At 69.5% G+C, this 16,899-nt stretch carries 16 protein-coding genes; 10 read left to right on the top strand and 6 right to left on the bottom strand.

Annotated features, from left to right (window positions below; all coding sequences use genetic code 11):
• Positions 1 to 11: 11 nt before the first annotated feature.
• Positions 12 to 359, bottom strand: coding sequence for an ArsR/SmtB family transcription factor (locus N788_RS11935; RefSeq protein WP_425476485.1), 348 nt, complete (start codon positions 357 to 359; stop codon positions 12 to 14).
• 96 nt (positions 360 to 455) lie between these two features.
• Here N788_RS11935 and N788_RS11930 point away from each other — a divergent pair, with 96 nt between their 5' ends.
• Genes N788_RS11930 through trxC form a run of 6 tightly spaced genes read left to right on the top strand, consistent with a single transcriptional unit; the run spans position 456 to position 7,388 of the window.
• Entirely contained in the window at positions 456 to 1,727 is a 1,272-nt protein-coding gene (locus N788_RS11930) for an NAD(P)/FAD-dependent oxidoreductase (RefSeq protein ID WP_034225371.1), read from the top strand.
• Positions 1,728 to 1,762: 35 nt separating this feature from the next.
• Positions 1,763 to 1,966 carry a YgaP family membrane protein gene (locus N788_RS11925; protein ID WP_034225369.1) on the top strand — a complete coding sequence of 68 codons (204 nt, stop codon included), beginning with the start codon at positions 1,763 to 1,765 and terminating at the stop codon, positions 1,964 to 1,966.
• A gap of 8 nt (positions 1,967 to 1,974) precedes the next feature.
• The gene (locus N788_RS11920; RefSeq protein ID WP_034225368.1) at positions 1,975 to 3,051 is read left to right on the top strand and encodes an efflux RND transporter periplasmic adaptor subunit; all 1,077 of its coding nucleotides are present in this window, start codon (positions 1,975 to 1,977) and stop codon (positions 3,049 to 3,051) included.
• Complete coding sequence (locus tag N788_RS11915) at positions 3,044 to 6,274, top strand: efflux RND transporter permease subunit (RefSeq protein ID WP_034225367.1); 3,231 nt, start codon at positions 3,044 to 3,046, stop codon at positions 6,272 to 6,274. Before N788_RS11920 ends, N788_RS11915 begins: the two co-directional genes overlap by 8 nt.
• Positions 6,271 to 6,951: a c-type heme family protein gene (locus N788_RS11910; RefSeq protein WP_051924620.1), complete on the top strand. Its 681-nt coding sequence runs from the start codon at positions 6,271 to 6,273 to the stop codon at positions 6,949 to 6,951. The genes N788_RS11915 and N788_RS11910 overlap by 4 nt, the downstream gene beginning before the upstream one ends.
• Complete coding sequence (gene trxC, locus N788_RS11905) at positions 6,948 to 7,388, top strand: thioredoxin TrxC (RefSeq protein ID WP_034225366.1); 441 nt, start codon at positions 6,948 to 6,950, stop codon at positions 7,386 to 7,388. The genes N788_RS11910 and trxC overlap by 4 nt, the downstream gene beginning before the upstream one ends.
• A gap of 39 nt (positions 7,389 to 7,427) precedes the next feature.
• Here trxC and N788_RS11900 read toward each other — a convergent pair whose 3' ends face one another.
• Both N788_RS11900 and N788_RS11895 read right to left on the bottom strand, forming a co-directional pair.
• Positions 7,428 to 8,294, bottom strand: coding sequence for an MBL fold metallo-hydrolase (locus tag N788_RS11900; protein WP_034225365.1), 867 nt, complete (start codon positions 8,292 to 8,294; stop codon positions 7,428 to 7,430).
• A 29-nt stretch (positions 8,295 to 8,323) separates the two neighbouring features.
• Positions 8,324 to 10,309, bottom strand: coding sequence for an acetyl-CoA hydrolase/transferase C-terminal domain-containing protein (locus N788_RS11895; RefSeq protein ID WP_034225364.1), 1,986 nt, complete (start codon positions 10,307 to 10,309; stop codon positions 8,324 to 8,326).
• Between the two features lie 106 nt (positions 10,310 to 10,415).
• On the opposite strand from N788_RS11895, the gene N788_RS11890 reads away from it, so the two are divergent.
• Both N788_RS11890 and N788_RS11885 read left to right on the top strand, forming a co-directional pair.
• Positions 10,416 to 10,784: a BlaI/MecI/CopY family transcriptional regulator gene (locus tag N788_RS11890; protein ID WP_034225363.1), complete on the top strand. Its 369-nt coding sequence runs from the start codon at positions 10,416 to 10,418 to the stop codon at positions 10,782 to 10,784.
• Complete coding sequence (locus N788_RS11885) at positions 10,774 to 11,997, top strand: TonB family protein (RefSeq protein WP_051924619.1); 1,224 nt, start codon at positions 10,774 to 10,776, stop codon at positions 11,995 to 11,997. Before N788_RS11890 ends, N788_RS11885 begins: the two co-directional genes overlap by 11 nt.
• 4 nt (positions 11,998 to 12,001) lie before the next feature.
• Here N788_RS11885 and N788_RS11880 read toward each other — a convergent pair whose 3' ends face one another.
• The gene (locus N788_RS11880; RefSeq protein WP_034225362.1) at positions 12,002 to 12,817 is read right to left on the bottom strand and encodes a S1/P1 nuclease; all 816 of its coding nucleotides are present in this window, start codon (positions 12,815 to 12,817) and stop codon (positions 12,002 to 12,004) included.
• A 203-nt stretch (positions 12,818 to 13,020) separates the two neighbouring features.
• Between N788_RS11880 and gap the strand changes: the two genes are divergently transcribed.
• On the top strand, positions 13,021 to 14,034 hold the full coding sequence (gene gap / locus N788_RS11875; RefSeq protein ID WP_034225360.1) for a type I glyceraldehyde-3-phosphate dehydrogenase: 1,014 nt from the start codon (positions 13,021 to 13,023) through the stop codon (positions 14,032 to 14,034).
• 81 nt (positions 14,035 to 14,115) lie between these two features.
• Here the strand turns inward: gap and N788_RS11870 are convergent, their stop codons facing one another.
• The gene (locus tag N788_RS11870; RefSeq protein ID WP_034225358.1) at positions 14,116 to 15,081 is read right to left on the bottom strand and encodes an L-threonylcarbamoyladenylate synthase; all 966 of its coding nucleotides are present in this window, start codon (positions 15,079 to 15,081) and stop codon (positions 14,116 to 14,118) included.
• The gene (locus N788_RS11865; RefSeq protein ID WP_034225357.1) at positions 15,078 to 15,635 is read right to left on the bottom strand and encodes a GNAT family N-acetyltransferase; all 558 of its coding nucleotides are present in this window, start codon (positions 15,633 to 15,635) and stop codon (positions 15,078 to 15,080) included. The genes N788_RS11870 and N788_RS11865 overlap by 4 nt, the downstream gene beginning before the upstream one ends.
• Positions 15,636 to 15,723: 88 nt before the next feature.
• Between N788_RS11865 and N788_RS11860 the strand changes: the two genes are divergently transcribed.
• Positions 15,724 to 16,899 (top strand): phosphoglycerate kinase, encoded by a 1,176-nt coding sequence (locus N788_RS11860; protein ID WP_034225355.1) that lies wholly within the window; start codon positions 15,724 to 15,726, stop codon positions 16,897 to 16,899.

Raw genomic sequence — 16,899 nt, 5'->3', positions numbered from 1 at the left:
CGGCCACGGCTTCAGCCCTGCGCCGGACCGCAAAGGTTCCGGTGCAACACCTCGATGACGTCGTGCACCGTGCCATCGGCCACGGAGTAGAAAACCGTCTGGGCTTCCCGCCGGGTGGCCACCAGGTTGTTCTCGCGCAGCACCGCCAGGTGCTGTGACAGCGCCGACTGGCTGATCGGCACCAGGGCGTTGATCTCGCCCACCGACATCTCCCTCTCCACCAGCAGGCACAGCACCCGCAGGCGCTGCGGGTTGGCCATGGCCTTGAGCAGCTCGGCGGCGGCTTCGGAGGCCGATTCCATCAACTCGGCCGAGGTGCCGGCGGGTTCGGGGGAGGGCTTGCGGGTGGACGGTCGCATGGGTCTGCCTGGTCGTGGATGTTGACATCATGCCACAAATCTAATTAAGCTAATCCTAATTTAGCGTAGCCGCATTTAGCGGCCCGGGAGGAAGGCATGGCCAGTATCGTTGTGCTCGGCGCCGGCATTGGTGGCATGAGCGCCGCTTACGAGCTCCGCGCCCTGTTGGGCAAGGACCATCCCATCACCGTGGTCGGGGAGGGCGAATATTTCAGCTTCACCCCGTCCAACCCCTGGGTGGCGGTGGGCTGGCGCAAGCCTTCGGACACCCAGATCGGCGTGCGGCCCTACCTGGCCAGGAAGGACGTGGGCTTCGAGCCCGGCGGCGCGGCCCAAGTGCTGCCGGACCAGAACAAGCTGCGCCTGAACGATGGACGTGAGCTGGCCTACGACTACCTGGTGATCACCACCGGCCCGCACCTGGCCTTCGAGGAAGTGCCCGGACTGGGGCCGCATGGCGGCTTCACCCAGTCCGTGTGCACGACTGCGCACGCCTCCGCCGCCTGGGAGGCCTACCAGGAATTCCTGGAGGATCCGGGTCCGGTCATCATCGGTGCGGCTCCCGGTGCCAGCTGTTTCGGCCCGGCCTACGAGTTCGCAATGATCCTCGATGCCGACCTGCGCAAGCGCGAGCTGCGCGACAAGGTGCCGATGACCTACATCAGCCCCGAGCCCTACATCGGCCACATGGGCCTGGGCGGCGTCGGCGACTCGAAGGGACTGCTGGAGTCGGAGCTCAGGCAGCGCCACATCAAGTGGATCACCAACGCGAAGATCACCCGCGTCGAGGACGGCATGATGCATGCCGAAGAAATCGACGCGCGCGGTCAGCCGCTGGCCACCCACGAACTGCCGTTCAAGTACTCGATGGTGCTGCCGGCCTTCACCGGCGTCGAGGCGGTGCGGTCGGCCACGGACATGTGCAACCCGCGCGGCTTCGTGAAAATCGACGCGTTCCAGCGCAACCCGGCCTATCCGAACGTCTTCTCGGCCGGGGTATGCGTGGCGATTCCGCCGGTGGAAGCGACCCCGGTGCCCACCGGCGCGCCCAAGACCGGCTTCATGATCGAATCGATGGTGACGGCCATCGCGGAAAACATCGCCGCCGAACTGGCCGGCAAGCCAGCCCTGAACAAGGCCACCTGGAACGCCGTCTGCCTGGCCGACATGGGCGACACCGGCGCCGCCTTCGTCGCGCTGCCGCAGAACCCGCCGCGCAACGTCACCTGGGCCAAGGTCGGCAAATGGGTGCACGTGGCCAAGATCGCCTACGAGAAGTACTTCCTGTCGAAGATGAAGTCCGGAAACACCGAGCCGCTCTACGAGAAGTACGTGCTCAAGGCGCTCGGCATCGAGCGCCTGAAGTGAGCACGCCAAGCCCACCCCGAACCCTGGAGAACCCCGTGAACCTCGATCGTGCCGTAATGGCCTTCGCTGGCGTGATGATCCTTGCCAGCGCCCTGCTTGTGTATTTCGTCTCGCCGTGGTGGCTGTTGTTCACGGCCTTCATTGGCCTGAACATGCTGCAATCGGCCTTCACCGGCTTCTGCCCCGCGGCCATGATCTTCCGCAAGCTTGGTTTCAGCTCCGGCTGCGCCTTCAAGTGAGGTAGACGATGACCACGACCCGTGCCCTGGCTGCCACCGCCGTACTTGCCGCCGTCTTCCTGGTGGCCTGTGCCAGCGAGCCGGACGAGCCAGCTCCGGCACCCCCGGTGGACTTTGAAACCCTGACCGTGGCTGCGCGCACTTCGGCACGCGAACGCAGCTGGGACGGCGTGGTGGAGGCCGTCAACCAGGCGACGCTGTCGGCACAGACGCGTGGCCGGGTGCTGGAGCTTCCCTTTGACGTGAACGACTACGTCGAGGCAGGGCAGGTCGTGGTGCGTTTCACCGACGTCGAGCAGGTGTCCGCGCAGCGTCGCGCCTCGGCCTCGCTGAGCGCCGCGCAGGCGGACTACACCGAAGCCGAGGCGGCCTTCCGCCGAACCCAGGAGCTGGTGTCCCGACAGCTTCTGGCACGGGCCACGCTTGACCAGGCCCGTGCCCGCCGGGACGCCGCCCGCGCGGCGCTCGAATCGGCACGTGCCGGCGTCAGCGAGGCCGGCGAACAGGTTGACTACACCGTCATCCGTGCGCCGTATTCGGGCATCCTGACCGAGCGCCACGTCGAGGTCGGTGAATCGGTCCAGCCGGGCCAGGCGCTGGTGTCCGGCCTGTCCCTGCAGCAGCTTCGCGTCAACGTCGAGGTGCCGCAAAGCGACGTCGCCGCCCTGCGCGAGCACGGAACGGCCACCGTCGTGCTGCCAGGCGGTGAGCGACTGGAAGCCGACCAGCTGATCGTATTCCCGTACGCCGATCCGGGCACGCACAGCTTCAAGGTGCGGGTGGAACTTCCCGAGGCCGAGACCGGACTGCAGCCGGGCATGACCGTCAAGGTCGCCTTCAAGACCGGCGAAGCGCGCCACCTGTGGGTGCCCGCGTCGGCGCTGGTGACGCGAAGCGAAGTCACCGCGGTTTACGTGGTGGGCGCCGACAACCGCGTGGTGCTGCGCCAGGTCCGCCTGGGCCACCGCCGCGATGACGAAGTCGAAGTGCTGGCCGGCCTGGCGGAGGGCGAGCGCATCGCCGCCGATCCCCTGGAGGCATTGGCGCACCTGGCGAACGCGGGCCGGGAGGCCGGCGATGACTGAGCCGCGTTTCGGCCTGTCCGGACGCCTGGCCCGCGCCTTCCAGGCCAATCCGCTGACGCCCGTGCTGGCGGTGGCGGGCCTGTTGCTGGGCCTGTTCGCCACCATGATCACACCGCGCGAAGAAGAGCCGCAGATCGACGTCACCATGGCCAACGTCATCGTGCCCTTCCCGGGTGCGCCGGCCGCCGATGTCGAAAACCTGGTCAGCGTGCCGCTGGAACAGGTGCTGGCCGAGATCGACGGCGTCAAACACGTCTATTCGACCAGTCGCGCCGGTTCGTCCCTGATCACCGTCGAATTCGCGGTCGGCGTGCCGCGCCAGGACGCGCTGGTGCGCCTGTACAACCAGGTCTACTCCAACGCCGACTGGGCGCCGCCCGGCCTGGGCGTTGGCCAGCCGCTGGTCCGTCCGATGGGCATCGACGACGTGCCCGTGATGGCGGTGACGCTCTGGACCGACGACCCTGCCCGCGGCGGCGTCGAGCTGGCCGAAGTGGCGCACACGCTGGAATCGGAAATCAAGCGCGTACCCGGCACCCGCGACGTCTACACCATCGGCGCACCCCAGCGCATGGTCGTGGTCGAACTCGACGCAACCCGGCTGGCGTCGTATGGCATGACCGCCGACGACCTGGCCGGCGCGCTGTCGGCCGCCAACGTGGTCCTCCAGGCCGGCGAGCGGGTCACCGCCGCCGGCGTGTTGCCCATGACCGCCGGCCGCTACCTGGCCGACGCACAGCAGGTCGCCGAACTGGTGATCGGCCTGCGTGACGGCCGGCCGCTTTACCTCTCCGACGTCGCCGCCATCCATCGCGGCGCCGACCTGCCCAGCCAGTACGCCTGGTACACCGCCCCGGAAAGCCGGCTGCGTCCCGGCGGCGGCGTCGCGCCGGCCGTCACCATCGCGGTGGCCAAGAAGCCTGGCGCCAACGCCGCCGACATTACCACCGCGATAGCCAGCCGGCTCAAGGACCTCGAAGCGTCGGTGATTCCGCAGGGCGTGCACGCCACCGTTACCCGTGACTACGGATACACGGCCAACGACAAGGCGATGAAGCTGATCCAGAAGCTGGCTTTCGCCACCCTGTCGGTGGTGTTGCTGGTGCTGTTCACCCTGGGCTGGCGCGAGGCCATCGTGGTCGGAAGCGCCGTCGTCCTGACCCTGGCCCTGACGCTGTTCGCGTCCTGGGCGATGGGCTTCACCATCAACCGGGTGTCGCTGTTCGCGCTCATTTTCTCGATCGGTATCCTCGTGGACGACGCCATCGTCATCGTCGAGAACATCCACCGGCACATGCGCCTGGGCGGCAAGGGCCTGCTCGAAGCCATCCCGCCGGCGGTGGACGAAGTCGGCAGCCCGACCATCCTGGCCACGTTCACGGTCATCGCCGCGCTGCTGCCGATGGCCTTCGTGTCGGGCCTGATGGGCCCGTACATGCGACCGATCCCGATCAACGCCTCGGTAGGCATGCTGCTGTCGCTGGCCATTGCGCTGACCGTAACGCCCTGGCTGTCGCTCAAGCTGCTCTCGCGCCATGTGCACGACGGCGAAGGCGGCGGACACGAAACACCGATCTCGCGCCGTGTGCGCGGCCTGTTCGAGCGGGTCATGCGCCCCTTCCTGGACGCCGGTCGCGGCAAGGGCCGCAGGCGCATGCTGTTCGCGGGAATCGGCATGGCCGTGCTGGTCGCCGCGGGCCTGGCGGTGGTGCAGCTGGTGGTCCTGAAAATGCTCCCCTTCGACAACAAGTCGGAATTCCAGGTGGTCGTGGACCTGCCCGAAGGCACGCCGCTCGAGCGCACCAATGCCTTGTTGCTGGACATGGCGCAGGTGCTCAACGACGTGCCTGAGGTGCTGGACATCCAGGGTTACGCCGGCACGTCGGCGCCGGTGAACTTCAACGGCCTGGTGCGCCAGTACTACCTGCGCGAAGGCGCCAACGTCGGCGACCTGCAGGTGAACCTGGTCGGCAAGCACGAACGCGACCGCCAGAGCCACGAGATCGCCCTGGCGGTGCGGCCCGCGCTGGCCGGCATCGGCCGTCGTTACGGCGCTTCGGTGAAGGTCGTGGAAGTGCCGCCGGGGCCGCCGGTGATGGCGCCGCTGGTGGCCGAGGTCTATGGCCCCGACGCCAACCGTGCCCGCGATATCGCCCGCGACCTGCAGGCCCGCTTCGCGGCCACCGACGGCATCGTGGACGTCGACAGCACCGTCGAGGCAGACGCCGAACGGGAACTGGTTCTGGTCGACCGCGACCGCGCGGCGCGGCTGGGCGTCAGCCAGGCGGCGATCGCACAGGCCCTGCAGCTCGGTGTTTCCGGGAATGACGCCACCTACCTGCGCGACGGCGCGTCGAAGTATCCGGTGCCGGTGCGCCTGCGCCTTCCTGCGGGTGACCAGGCCAGCCTGGAACAGCTGCTGACCCTCCGCGTGCGTGCCGGCGACGACCGCCTGGTGCCGCTATCGGAACTGGTGACGGTGCAACGCCTGCCCTGGGAGCCGGTGATCCATCGCAAGGACCTGCTGCCGGTCGTGTACGTCACCGGCGACGAAGCCAGTGCCATCGACAGCCCGCTTTACGGCATGTTCGACCTGGTCGGCCAGGTCGCCGACACGCCGCTGGCGGCAACGTCGGTCGAACAGCATTTCCTCGCCGCGCCGACCGACACACGGGGCTTTTCGATCAAGTGGGACGGCGAGTGGCAGATCACCTATGAAACCTTCCGCGACATGGGACTGGCCTATTCGGTCGGCCTGCTGCTCATCTACCTGCTGGTGGTGGCACAGTTCCGCGACTACCTGGTGCCGCTGGTGATCATGGCGCCGATCCCGCTCACCGTGATCGGGGTGATGCCCGGGCACGCGCTTCTGGGCGCGCAGTTCACCGCCACCAGCATGATCGGCATGATCGCGCTGGCGGGCATCATCGTGCGCAACTCGATCCTGCTGGTGGACTTCATCAACCAGTCCATCGCCGAAGGCCACGCCCTGGCCGACGCCGTGGTCGAGGCCTGTGCCGTGCGTGCGCCGCCCATCGTGCTCACCGGACTGGCAGCCATGGCCGGGGCCTTCTTCATCCTCGATGACCCGATCTTCAACGGCCTGGCCATTGCGCTGATCTTCGGCATCCTGGTTTCGACCGTGCTGACGCTGGTGGTGATCCCGCTGCTGTATTACGTGCTGCTGAGCGCACGTGCCCGCAAACTGGAGACAGGTGCATGAATTCCATGACGCGATACTCGCCGGTGCTGGTGCTGGCGATGCTTGCCGGCTGTGGCAGCGAGCTGGCGCCGGAGGCCGTGACCGCGACGACACCTTCGGCCGAAACGGCTGCAGTGCCGGAGCCGACGCCCGCACCCGCACCCGCCGAAGAAGCGACACCCGACGCCCAGGCCCGCGGCCAGGCGGCCATGAGGGAATTTGGCGACCGCCTGCGCAATGAACTGCGCGCGGCGATGAGCCAGGACGGCGCCGCCGGTGCTGTCAGCTTCTGCCATGACCAGGCCCCGCGCATCGCCGACGAAGTGATGGCCACGCACGGCGTGCGCCTGGGCCGCGTGGCCGTCGCCGGCCGCAACCGCAACCCGGGAAACGCCCACGGCGGCTGGCAGGGCGAACTTCTCGATTCCTTCCAGCGGGCGGTGAACACCGGTGGTGCGCCCGAATCGCAGATGGCGGTGATCCGCGACGATGTGCCGGCGGGTGTCGAACTGCGCATGGCCCGCGGCATCCGCGTCGAGGCCGCCTGCCTGATGTGCCATGGCGACAACATCGCTCCCCCTATCGCCGAACGCCTGGCGGCCCTGTATCCGGAAGACCGGGCCACCGGTTTCCTCGAAGGTGACCTGCGCGGCCTGGTCTGGGTGGAGGTGCCTTCCACCACGGAAGCACGGCCATGAGCCGTCCCGTCACCCTGGCCTGTCCGCACTGCAATGGCATGAACCGCGTGCCGGTCTCCCGCCTGGGCGAAGGCCCCGGCTGCGGCCACTGCCACGAGCCGCTGTTCACGGGCCATCCGCTGGTGCTGGGCGTGGACGAATTCGCCAACCACGCCGAACGCAGCGAACTGCCGCTGCTGGTGGATTTCTGGGCACCCTGGTGCGGTCCCTGCCAGATGATGGCGCCGCAGTTCGAACGCGCCGCCGGCCAGCTTGAACCGCAGGTGCGCCTGGCCAAGGTCGACACCCAGGTGGCACCGACCCTGGCCCAGCGCCACGGCATCCGCAGCATCCCGACGCTGATCCTGTTCCGGCATGGCCGCGAACTGGCCCGCCAGTCCGGCGCCATGGATGCCAACAACATCGTGCGCTGGACCCGCCAGCACCTGGCGGCCTGAGGGGCGGCCAAGGGCACAGGTGCCGTCGGCCAGGCGCCGCTACAGCAGGTCGAGCGGCAGCTTGAGGTAGCGCACGCCGTTTTCTTCGGGCTCGGGCAGTTCGCCGGCGCGGATGTTGAGCTGCACCGAGGGCAGGATGAGCCGCGGCATCGACAGGCTGGCGTCGCGGTCGGTGCGCATGCGCACGAACTGGTCCTGGTCGGTGCCAATCCGTACGTGGACGTTGGCGCGCTTCTGTTCGCCAATGGTGGTTTCGCAGCGCGGTTCGCGCCCGCCGGGACCGTAGTCGTGGCAGACGAAGACGCGGGTGTCGTCGGGCAGGGAAAACAGCCGCTGGATCGAGTGGTACAGCGTTGCGGCGTCGCCGCCCGGGAAATCGCAGCGGGCGGTGCCGCCATCGGGCATGAACAGGGAGTCGCCGGTGAACAGGGCGTCGCCGATCAGGTAGGCCACCGAGTCATTGGTGTGGCCCGGCACCGGGATCACGCGCGCACCCACCTGGCCGATCGAAAATACCTCGTCGTCGCCGAACAGGTGGTCGAACTGCGAGCCGTCCACCGGGAAGTGTTCGCCCAGGTTGAAGATGGGCCGGAAGGTTTTTTGCACGGTGCGGATGCCCTGGCCGATGGCCAGCCTGGCCCCTGGCAATCGCGACTTGAGCCAGTGCCCGGCGCTGATGTGGTCGGCGTGCGCATGCGTTTCCAGGATCCAGTCCACCTGCACGCCGGCTTCTTCCACCGAGGCCAGCAGCTGTTCGGCGCTGGCCGTGGACGTGCGTCCGGCCTTGGGGTCGAAGTCCAGTACCGGATCGACCAGCGCCGCCTTTCCGCTGCCCGGGTCCGAGACCAGGTAGCTCCAGGTGCCGGAGTCCTCGTGATAGTGCGGCTTGACGGTGGCGTGGCGCATGGCGGTGTTCCCGTGGATGTCGAAACAGTCTAGTCGCGCCCAGGCCTGGCGGGCTGGAGCCGGGTCCTGGCCAGCGCATGCCGCAACAGCCTCGCTTCCAGCCGCTCGCCAGGGCCGCGGGGCGCCTGTAGCCCCATGCGTGCCAGCGCGGCTTCGTCGCGGGCCTGTTCACCGGCGAGGGCCGCGATCACGGTGGCAACGCGCCCGGCGAAGGTGCCGGTGCGTGCGCGCAGCCAGCCCAGCGCGGCGACGATGCGTTCTTCTTCGGCCGTGAAGTCGCTGCCCATCGGGTAGTCGGGCAGCACGCCGCTTCGGCGCAGCGGTGCCAGCCGGTCCGCCAGCGAGCCGGTGGTGTTCTGGCGCCAGGCGTCCGGCGCGGTGAAGCCACGTTCGAGCTTGCCGGCGGCGCGGGCGGCGTCGAGCAGCGCGGCCTGGTCGTCGGCATGGGCAAGCGCCGCCATCGCCACCATGCAGTCCCGGTCGCTGCGGCCGCGCAGGTCGGCGATGCCGTATTCGGTGATGGCGATGTCGCGCAGGTGGCGGGGGATGGTGACGTGGCCGTAGTTCCAGCGCACGTTGGCGGTGGCCCGGCGGCCCTGGCCGCGCCGGGCCCGCAGCATCAGTGCCGAGCGGCCATCGTGCAGCGCATGCGCCATCGCCACGAAGTTGTACTGGCCGCCGACGCCGGACACGACCCGTCCATCCTCGAGCGCATCCGAGACCGCGGCGCCCAGCGCCGTCATCATCATGCAGGTGTTGAAGAAACGTGCGTCGCGGCGCTGCTCGCGTTCAAGCGCCTCGTCGCCGCCGTAGAGCTGGTTGATATGGGAAACGCGGGTCATGCCGATGCCGCGGGCCTGTTCAGGCGGCATCCGGCGCAGCCAGTCGTAAAGCGCCGTCGAACCCAGGTAGAAGGCGCCGTCGAGCCAGCGACCGTCACGGGCGAGCCGCTCGACGTCGTGCGCCGTTGCCTGGCCGCGGTTGATGCGGGCCATGGCGCCGACGTCGTCGAGCACGCGGCGTTTGAGCACGCCGGCCTGCGCCAGGGCGCGGAAACCGTCGTTGACCATTTCGCTGGCGCCGTACAGGCCCAGCGCGAAGGGTGCGGTGCCGCCCACGTCGCGGACCAGCGGCGAACGGGCGAGTCCGGGCGACAGTGCTTCCAGCGCCGCCAGGTAGTCGGCGTTGCGCGTGTGTCGCAGCACCAGCGCATGGCACAGCGCATCCGCCAGCGAACCGATGCCGATCTGCAGCGTGCCGCCGTCGCGGACCAGGGCGCTGGCGTACAGGCCGATAGCGTAGTCGGCGTCGGCCACCGGTTCGCGCGGCAGGGCGAACAGCGGCGGCGCGGGCGCCGGGTGTTCGATCACCAGGTCGAAAAAGGTGGCGGGGACCGTGCAGGGGCCGTCGAGCCAGGGCAGCCCCGGATCCACTTCCGCGACCAGCAGGGGCCGCGGTTTGCCCAGGCGAACGACTTCATCGAGCAGGTCGAAGGTGAGGTCGGGATTGCAGCTCAGGCTCAGGCGAAGGCCGCCAGGTTCGCGCGCCACCTTCTGCACCAGGGCATTGGCGCCGCGTTCGGCGACCGAGCGGGCGACGTGGGTGTAGTTGAGGCTGACGTAGTCGCGCTGGGCCTGGCCGGAGTGAAGCAGGGCCCCGGATTGCACGTAGAACTCCTCGACCCGGATGTTCGGGGGCAGTGCGTCCCGGCGCATGGCCATGGCGTAGTCGAGCACCGGGAAGTCGGTGCCGAAGTGCCGCGTTATGAAGGGCGCCAGGAAGCGCCGCTGCAGGCCCTTGCCGGCCGACGGTGGGGTGAGCGACAAGGCGGTCAGCAGATGCAGTGACGTCGCGGGTTCCGCGGCCACCCGCCGGGTGATCGCGTTCAACAGGCGATGCGGCTTGCCCAGGCCCAGGGGCGCCGCCAGCACCAGGTGCCCGCCGGCGTGGGCCAGCAGGCGGTCCACGGCCGCGTCCAGGGCCGGGTCGGAAGGGTGGGGGTGGGGGTCGGGCATGCGGCTTCCGGGCAAGGACAGGGCCCAGTATCGCACCCGGCCCGGGAGCACTTGACATGAACGATTACGCGCGTAATCTACGGGAAAGTTTACGGGTGTAATCAACATGCAGATCAGCGACGCCGAATCCGTGGTCATGCAGGCCCTCTGGAACCAAAGCCCCCTGGCGGCCGAAGACGTCTTCGCCGCCGTGGCCGCCGGCCAGGGCTGGCAGGAACCGACGGTCAAGACCTTGCTCAACCGGCTACTGAAGAAGGGCGCGATCCGCGCCGAACGCGACGGCCGCCGCTACCTCTACGCCCCGGTGCTGGACCGCGAGGCCTGGCTGGGCCAGGAAAGCGAAGGCCTGGTCGACCGCCTGTTCGGCGGGCGCATCGCGCCGATGGTGGCGCACTTCACCGAGCGCGGAAAACTGTCGAAGAAGGACCTGGCCGAACTGCGCCAACTGCTCGAGGACCTCGACGATGATCGCTGACCTGCTCGTGATGTTGGCCGAGGCGGCGGTCGCCAGTGCGGCTGCCCTGGCTCTGGTCCTTGTGCTTCGCAAGGCGGTGCGCCGCCGCTTCGGCGCCGAAGCGGCCTATGCCCTCTGGTTGCTGCTGCCGTTTTCGCTGCTGGCGGTGGCGCTGCCGACCCCGGGCCTGTCGCCGGAATTGGTCACGCTGCGCAGCGCGGTCGTGCAGGCGCTGCCCGCGGATCCGGGGCGGTTGCCGGTGCCGGTCGGGGAAGCTGCGGCGGGCCTGGCCTTCGCCTGGCTGGCGGGCGCGCTGCTCGCCGGTGCCTGGTTGCTGTCGTGCCAACGTCGTTTCGTGGCGGGCCTGGGCCCCCTGCGCCGGCGTCCCGACGGATTGGTGCAAAGCCTGGCGATACGCGGGCTGCCGGCCGTGCTCGGCTTGCGTCCGCGCATCGTGCTGCCCGGCGATTTCGACCAGCGCTACAGCGCCATTGAACGTGAGCTCGTGCTGGCGCACGAACTCCTGCACCTGCGGCGGGGCGACGTGCCGGTGAACATGCTTTTCGGCTTGTTGCGCTGCCTGCTTTGGTTCAACCCGCTGATCCACCTGTCGGCTGGCCTTTTCCGGCAGGACCAGGAGTTGTCCTGCGACGCCGTCGTATTGCGCCGCCATCCCGGCCACCGCCGCACCTACGGCGACGCCATGCTCAAGACCGAACTGGCCGACCAGCCGCTGCCGTTGGGCTGCACCTGGTCCGGCAGCCATCCACTCAAGGAGCGACTGACCATGCTGAAGAATTCCCCGGTATCCACGCGCCGCCGCCAGGCGGGGCTTTTCCTCGCTTCCGGCCTGGCGCTGGTCGTTTCCGGCCTGGCCTGGGCCGTGCAGCCCGCCGACGCGCCGCGCGGCAACAACATGGCCGAGTCCGGCATCGTCGGCGAGGCCCCGTCATATCCGAAGGCCGCGGCCGACGCCGGACAAGGGGGCGTGGTCATGTTGCGGGTGCTGGTGGGTGCCGATGGCAAGGCGCAGGACGTGCAGGTGGATCCCGACAAGACCACGGTGCCCGCGGATTCAGCGCTCGCCCGCAGCGCCGCCGACGCGGCCGGCACGTGGAGCTTCAACCCCGCCATGAAGGACGGCAAGGCGGTCCCGGGCTGGGTGATGGTGCCGGTGCGGTTCGAACCGCCGGCCGTGGCGCCGGAGGCGGCGCCCGGCGCGGAAGGCGCCTGAAACCTCAGGGCGCCAGGGCGTTTTCCAGCAGTTCCGCCAGGCGCGTTCCTGCCAGGCGCAGGCGCGCCTCGGCCAGGGGGCGGTGCTGGTCGAGGTAGTCGTCGCCGATCCGGCGATCCCGCGGGTACAGCGCCTCGGCCTGGATCAGGCGGCATGATTCCAGGGCCCAGGCCTGGGCCGGGTTGTCGGCACCGAGGGCCGGGTCGGCGGGGGCCGGCAGCGCCATCAGGCGGTCGGCGTAGGCGGCGTCGTCCAGGCCGGCGGATTGCACGACCCAGTAGTCCCAGACGCCGTGCAGGTTGGTGCCTTCGCCTTCGGGCGAGCCCTTGCCGGTGTAGTGGAGCTGGTGGTTGTTGCCGCCGCGGTCGTGCGGATGGCCGGCATGCATCGGCTGGTGCGCGTCGCCGACGAAATGCACCAGGAACTTCAGGGCCTCCACGCGCGCCTGCTTCGGCTGCGAGCGGTCGGCGAGCACCCGGGCCTGGGCATTGATGGCGCCGATGACGCAATCGCCTTCCGGGCAATCGCGGGCGGGCATGTAGTCGCAGTCCTTGCCCGGGATGTTGATGTAGTGCCAGCGCTTGCTCAGCTCGCCCAGCGGACTCCTGGCCGCACGGATTTCGTCGGCCCAGGTCGAAACGCCGGCGAGGCTGGGTTCCGGTTCGTCGGCCAGCAAGGTCCGGACCTCGGCCAGCGCTTCCGGCGACAGCTGGCGCTCGGCCACTTCGCCGACCAGCTGGTGGCCCTGCCGGCTCCAGGCCAGGGCAGGGGGCGCGGCCAGCGCGAGGGCCAGCGTCAGGGCGATCAGGTTCGGCTTCATGGCCGCGGACTTTACGCCAGCGGCCATGAATCCTGCCATCACCCGGTTCCGTACGGCCAGGCAACGGTGGCGCCACAGGCCCTGCGGGGTCGATGGCCACCGCGCCCTCGCCCCGGTCCGGGTTTGGGCACCACCGGCCGCGCTTGGTAGAATGCGGGGTTTCCACCCACCCATTCGCCGGCCGGGCCGGTCCAGGAGCTGACATGTCCATCAAGGTCGCCATCAACGGCTACGGCCGCATCGGTCGCAACATCCTGCGCGCGCTGTACGAAGCCAAGCGCAACCACGAGATCACCATCGTGGCGATCAACGACCTGGGCGACGCCGAGACCAATGCCCACCTGACCCAGTACGACACCGCCCACGGCAAGTTCCCCGGCACGGTGTCGGTGGAAGGCGGCGACCTGGTGGTCAACGGCGACCGGATCAAGGTCTGCGCCGAGCGCGACCCGGCCAAGCTGCCCTGGGGCGAGCTGGGCGTGGACGTGGTGCTCGAGTGCACCGGCCTGTTCACCTCCAAGGCCAAGGCCGGCGCCCACCTCACCGCCGGCGCCAAGAAAGTGATCATCTCGGCCCCGGGCGACAAGGACGTGGACAACACCATCGTCTTCGGCGTCAACCACGGCAACCTCAAGGCGTCCGACACCGTCATCTCCAACGCGTCCTGCACCACCAACTGCCTGGCCCCGCTGGCGATGGTGCTGCACGAGAAGATCGGCATGGTGCACGGCCTGATGACCACCATCCACGCCTACACCAACGACCAGGTGCTCACGGACGTCTTCCACAAGGACCTGCGCCGCGCCCGTTCGGCGACCCAGAGCCAGATCCCGACCAAGACCGGCGCCGCCGCCGCGGTCGGCCTGGTGCTGCCCGAGCTCAACGGCAAGCTCACCGGCTTCTCGATGCGCGTGCCGACCATCAACGTTTCGGTCGTGGACCTCTCGTTCGTGGCCGCGCGCGAGACCAGCAAGGAAGAAATCGACAAGGTGCTCAAGGAAGCCAGCGAAGGCGCGCTCAAGGGCATTCTGGGTTTCAACACCAAGCCCCTGGTGTCGATCGACTTCAACCACGACCCGCACAGCTCGGTCTACGACAGCACCCTGACCCAGGTCATGGGCGGCACGCTGGTGAAGGTGTGCTCGTGGTACGACAACGAGTGGGGTTTCTCCAACCGCATGCTCGACACCACGCTGGCGCTGATGGCCGCCAAGTAACGCCGGCCCGCCGTGGGAGGGACTTCAGTCCCGATCACTGTTGCTCGAAGAACCCCGGCTTCGGCCGGGGTTTTTTTTGCCTCAGGTCGCCTCGCTTCCACCCGCCCCGGCGGCGCTGCGGCGCAGGCGGTCGCGGATGGCCAGCCAGGCCTCGGTGTCCGGCAGGCGCTCGGCGATGAGCAGGTTGGCGCCGCGTCCGTCGAGTTCGCGCAGGGCGGCGTACAGGCCGTGGGCATAACTGGCCGGATCGGCGGGCAGCGCCAGGCCCGGGGTTGCGTCGGGCAGTTGCCCCAGCGCCAGCACCTGCACGGCCTTGCCCAGCGCCTGCTGCTCGGCGGCTTCCCGCGCCAGCGCGGGGCGCGCCAGCAGCAACAAGGGCGTGCGCGGCGCATAGTGCGCCTCGAGCGTGCCCGAGGCGCGCGGGCTGTCGGCGGCCGGGCCGGCCTGCACCGGACCGATGACGGCCTGGATGTGTTCGCGGTCGAGCATGCCCGGGCGCAGGATGCGCGGCGCGTCGCCGGTGAAGTCGACGATCGTGCTTTCGATGCCCACAGTGCAGTCGCCGCCGTCGAGCACTTCCGGCACCGCCTCGCCGAACTCGGCGCGCACGTGCGCGGCGGTGGTCGGGCTGACATGGCCGAACCGGTTGGCCGACGGCGCCGCCAGGCCGCCGCCGAACGCGTCGAGCAGGGCCAGGGCCAGCGGGTGGTCGGGGCAGCGCAACCCCACCGAATCCTGGCCGCCGGTGACCACGTCGGGCACCCGCGGCTGCTTGCGCAGGATCAGGGTGAGCGGACCGGGCCAGAACGTCGCGGCCAGGCGCCGGGCGGCCTCAGGGATGTCGATGGCCCAGTCGTCCAGCGCCTGCGCGCCGGCGACATGCACGATCAGCGGGTGGTCGGCGGGCCGGCCCTTGAGCGCGAAAATGCGTCGCACGGCGTCGGGGTTGGCGGCGTCGGCGGCCAGGCCGTAGACGGTTTCGGTGGGCAGGCCAATGGCCTCGCCCCGGCGCAGGGCGGCCAGCGCCGACTGCAGGGCGGGGCTCATGCCGCCCTCCGGTAGTCGTGCTGCAGCAGCCCGTAGATCCAGGAGTCGGCGAACTCGTCGCCGACCCGCCAGCGATGGCGCAGCAGGCCCTCGCGCTGGAAGCCGAAGTGTTCAAGCAGTCGCCAGGAGGGTTCGTTGCGCGGATCCACGTCGGCTTCCACGCGCTCCAGGCCCAGGGGGCCGAAGGCGTGCGCCAGCGCCAGGCCGACGCCTTCGCGGGCCAGGCCCTGGCCCTGGCGCGCCGGCAGCAGGGAATAACCCAGCTCGGCCCGCCGGTTCGGGCCGCTCAGCGAGAACAGGCTGGTGGTGCCCACCAGGGCATCGTCGCTGCGATCGGCCAGGGCCCAGCCGAAGGTCGCCGGCGGCCGCCAGCCCATGCGTTCGTCCAGCCAGGCCTCGGCCTGCGCCGGCAAGGTCCAGGGCGCGAAGCTCCAGAAGCGGCAAACGGCGGGGTCGCTGTACAGCGCGAACAGCGCCGCGGCGTCCGTGCGGCGAAGCGGCCGCAGACGGACCCGGGCGCCTTCGATCACGGGCGGGTCGGTGTCTTGATCCATGGCCCCATTCTCCCATGCGGCCACGGCGTTTGCCGGCGGCGGCCGGCGCGGGGGAAAATGCCGGCTTTCCCGTACCCGGAGCCTTCCCATGTCCATCCTCCGCATGGCCGACCTCGACCTGGCCGGCAAGCGCGTCCTGATCCGCGAGGACCTCAACGTCCCGGTCAAGGATGGCCGCATCACCTCCGAACAGCGCATCACCGCCGCCCTGCCGACGATGAAGCTGGCACTGGAGAAGGGTGCGGCGGTGATGGTCACCTCGCACCTGGGCCGGCCCAAGGAAGGCGTGTGGACGCAGGAGGATTCGCTGGCGCCGGTCGCCGCCCGCCTGGGCGAGCTGCTCGGCCGCGAGGTGCCGCTGGTGAAGGACTGGACCGACGGCGTGCAGGTGGCGCCGGGCCAGCTGGTGCTGCTGGAGAACTGCCGCATGAACGTCGGCGAGAAGGCCGATGACGAAACGCTGGCGAAGAAATACGCGGCGCTGTGCGATGTGTTCGTCATGGACGCCTTCGGCACCGCCCACCGCGCCCAGGCGTCGACCCACGGCGCCATCCGCTTTGCCAAGGTCGCCTGCGGTGGCCCGCTGCTGATGGCCGAACTCGATGCCTTGGCCAAGGCCCTGCTGGCGCCGGCGCGCCCGCTGATCGCCATCGTCGCCGGCTCCAAGGTCAGCACCAAGCTCGAACTGCTTTCAGCCCTGGTGTCGAAGGTGGACCAGCTGATCGTCGGCGGCGGCATCGCCAACACCTTCATCGCCGCGATGGGGCATCCGGTCGGCAAGTCGCTGTGCGAAGCCGACCTGCTCGACACCGCGCGCCAGATCATGGCCGACGCCAAGGCCCGCGGCGCCGACATCCCGGTGCCGACCGACGTGGTGGTGGCGCCGGCCTTCGCCGCCGATGCGCCGGCCACGGTCAAGGCCGTCGCCGAGGTCGGCCCGGACGACATGATCCTCGACATCGGCCCGGACACCGCCGCGCGCTACGCGCAGATGATCCGGGACGCCGGCAGCGTGATCTGGAACGGTCCGGTCGGGGTGTTCGAATTCGACGCCTTCGGCAAGGGCACCGAAGTGTTGGCGCACGCCATCGCCGGCTCCGAGGCGTTTTCCATCGCCGGCGGCGGCGACACCCTGGCGGCGGTCGACAAGTACGGCGTGGAAGCCGGCATCAGCTATATCTCGACCGGCGGCGGTGCCTTCCTGGAGTTCTGCGAAGGCAAGGAGTTGCCCGCGGTCGCCGCGCTCAAGGCCCGCGCAAGCTGA

It is taken from the genome of Arenimonas donghaensis DSM 18148 = HO3-R19, from assembly GCF_000743535.1.
In the GTDB taxonomy this organism is placed as follows: Bacteria; Pseudomonadota; Gammaproteobacteria; order Xanthomonadales; family Xanthomonadaceae; genus Arenimonas; species Arenimonas donghaensis.
This window is presented reverse-complemented; position numbering and strand designations above follow the sequence as displayed.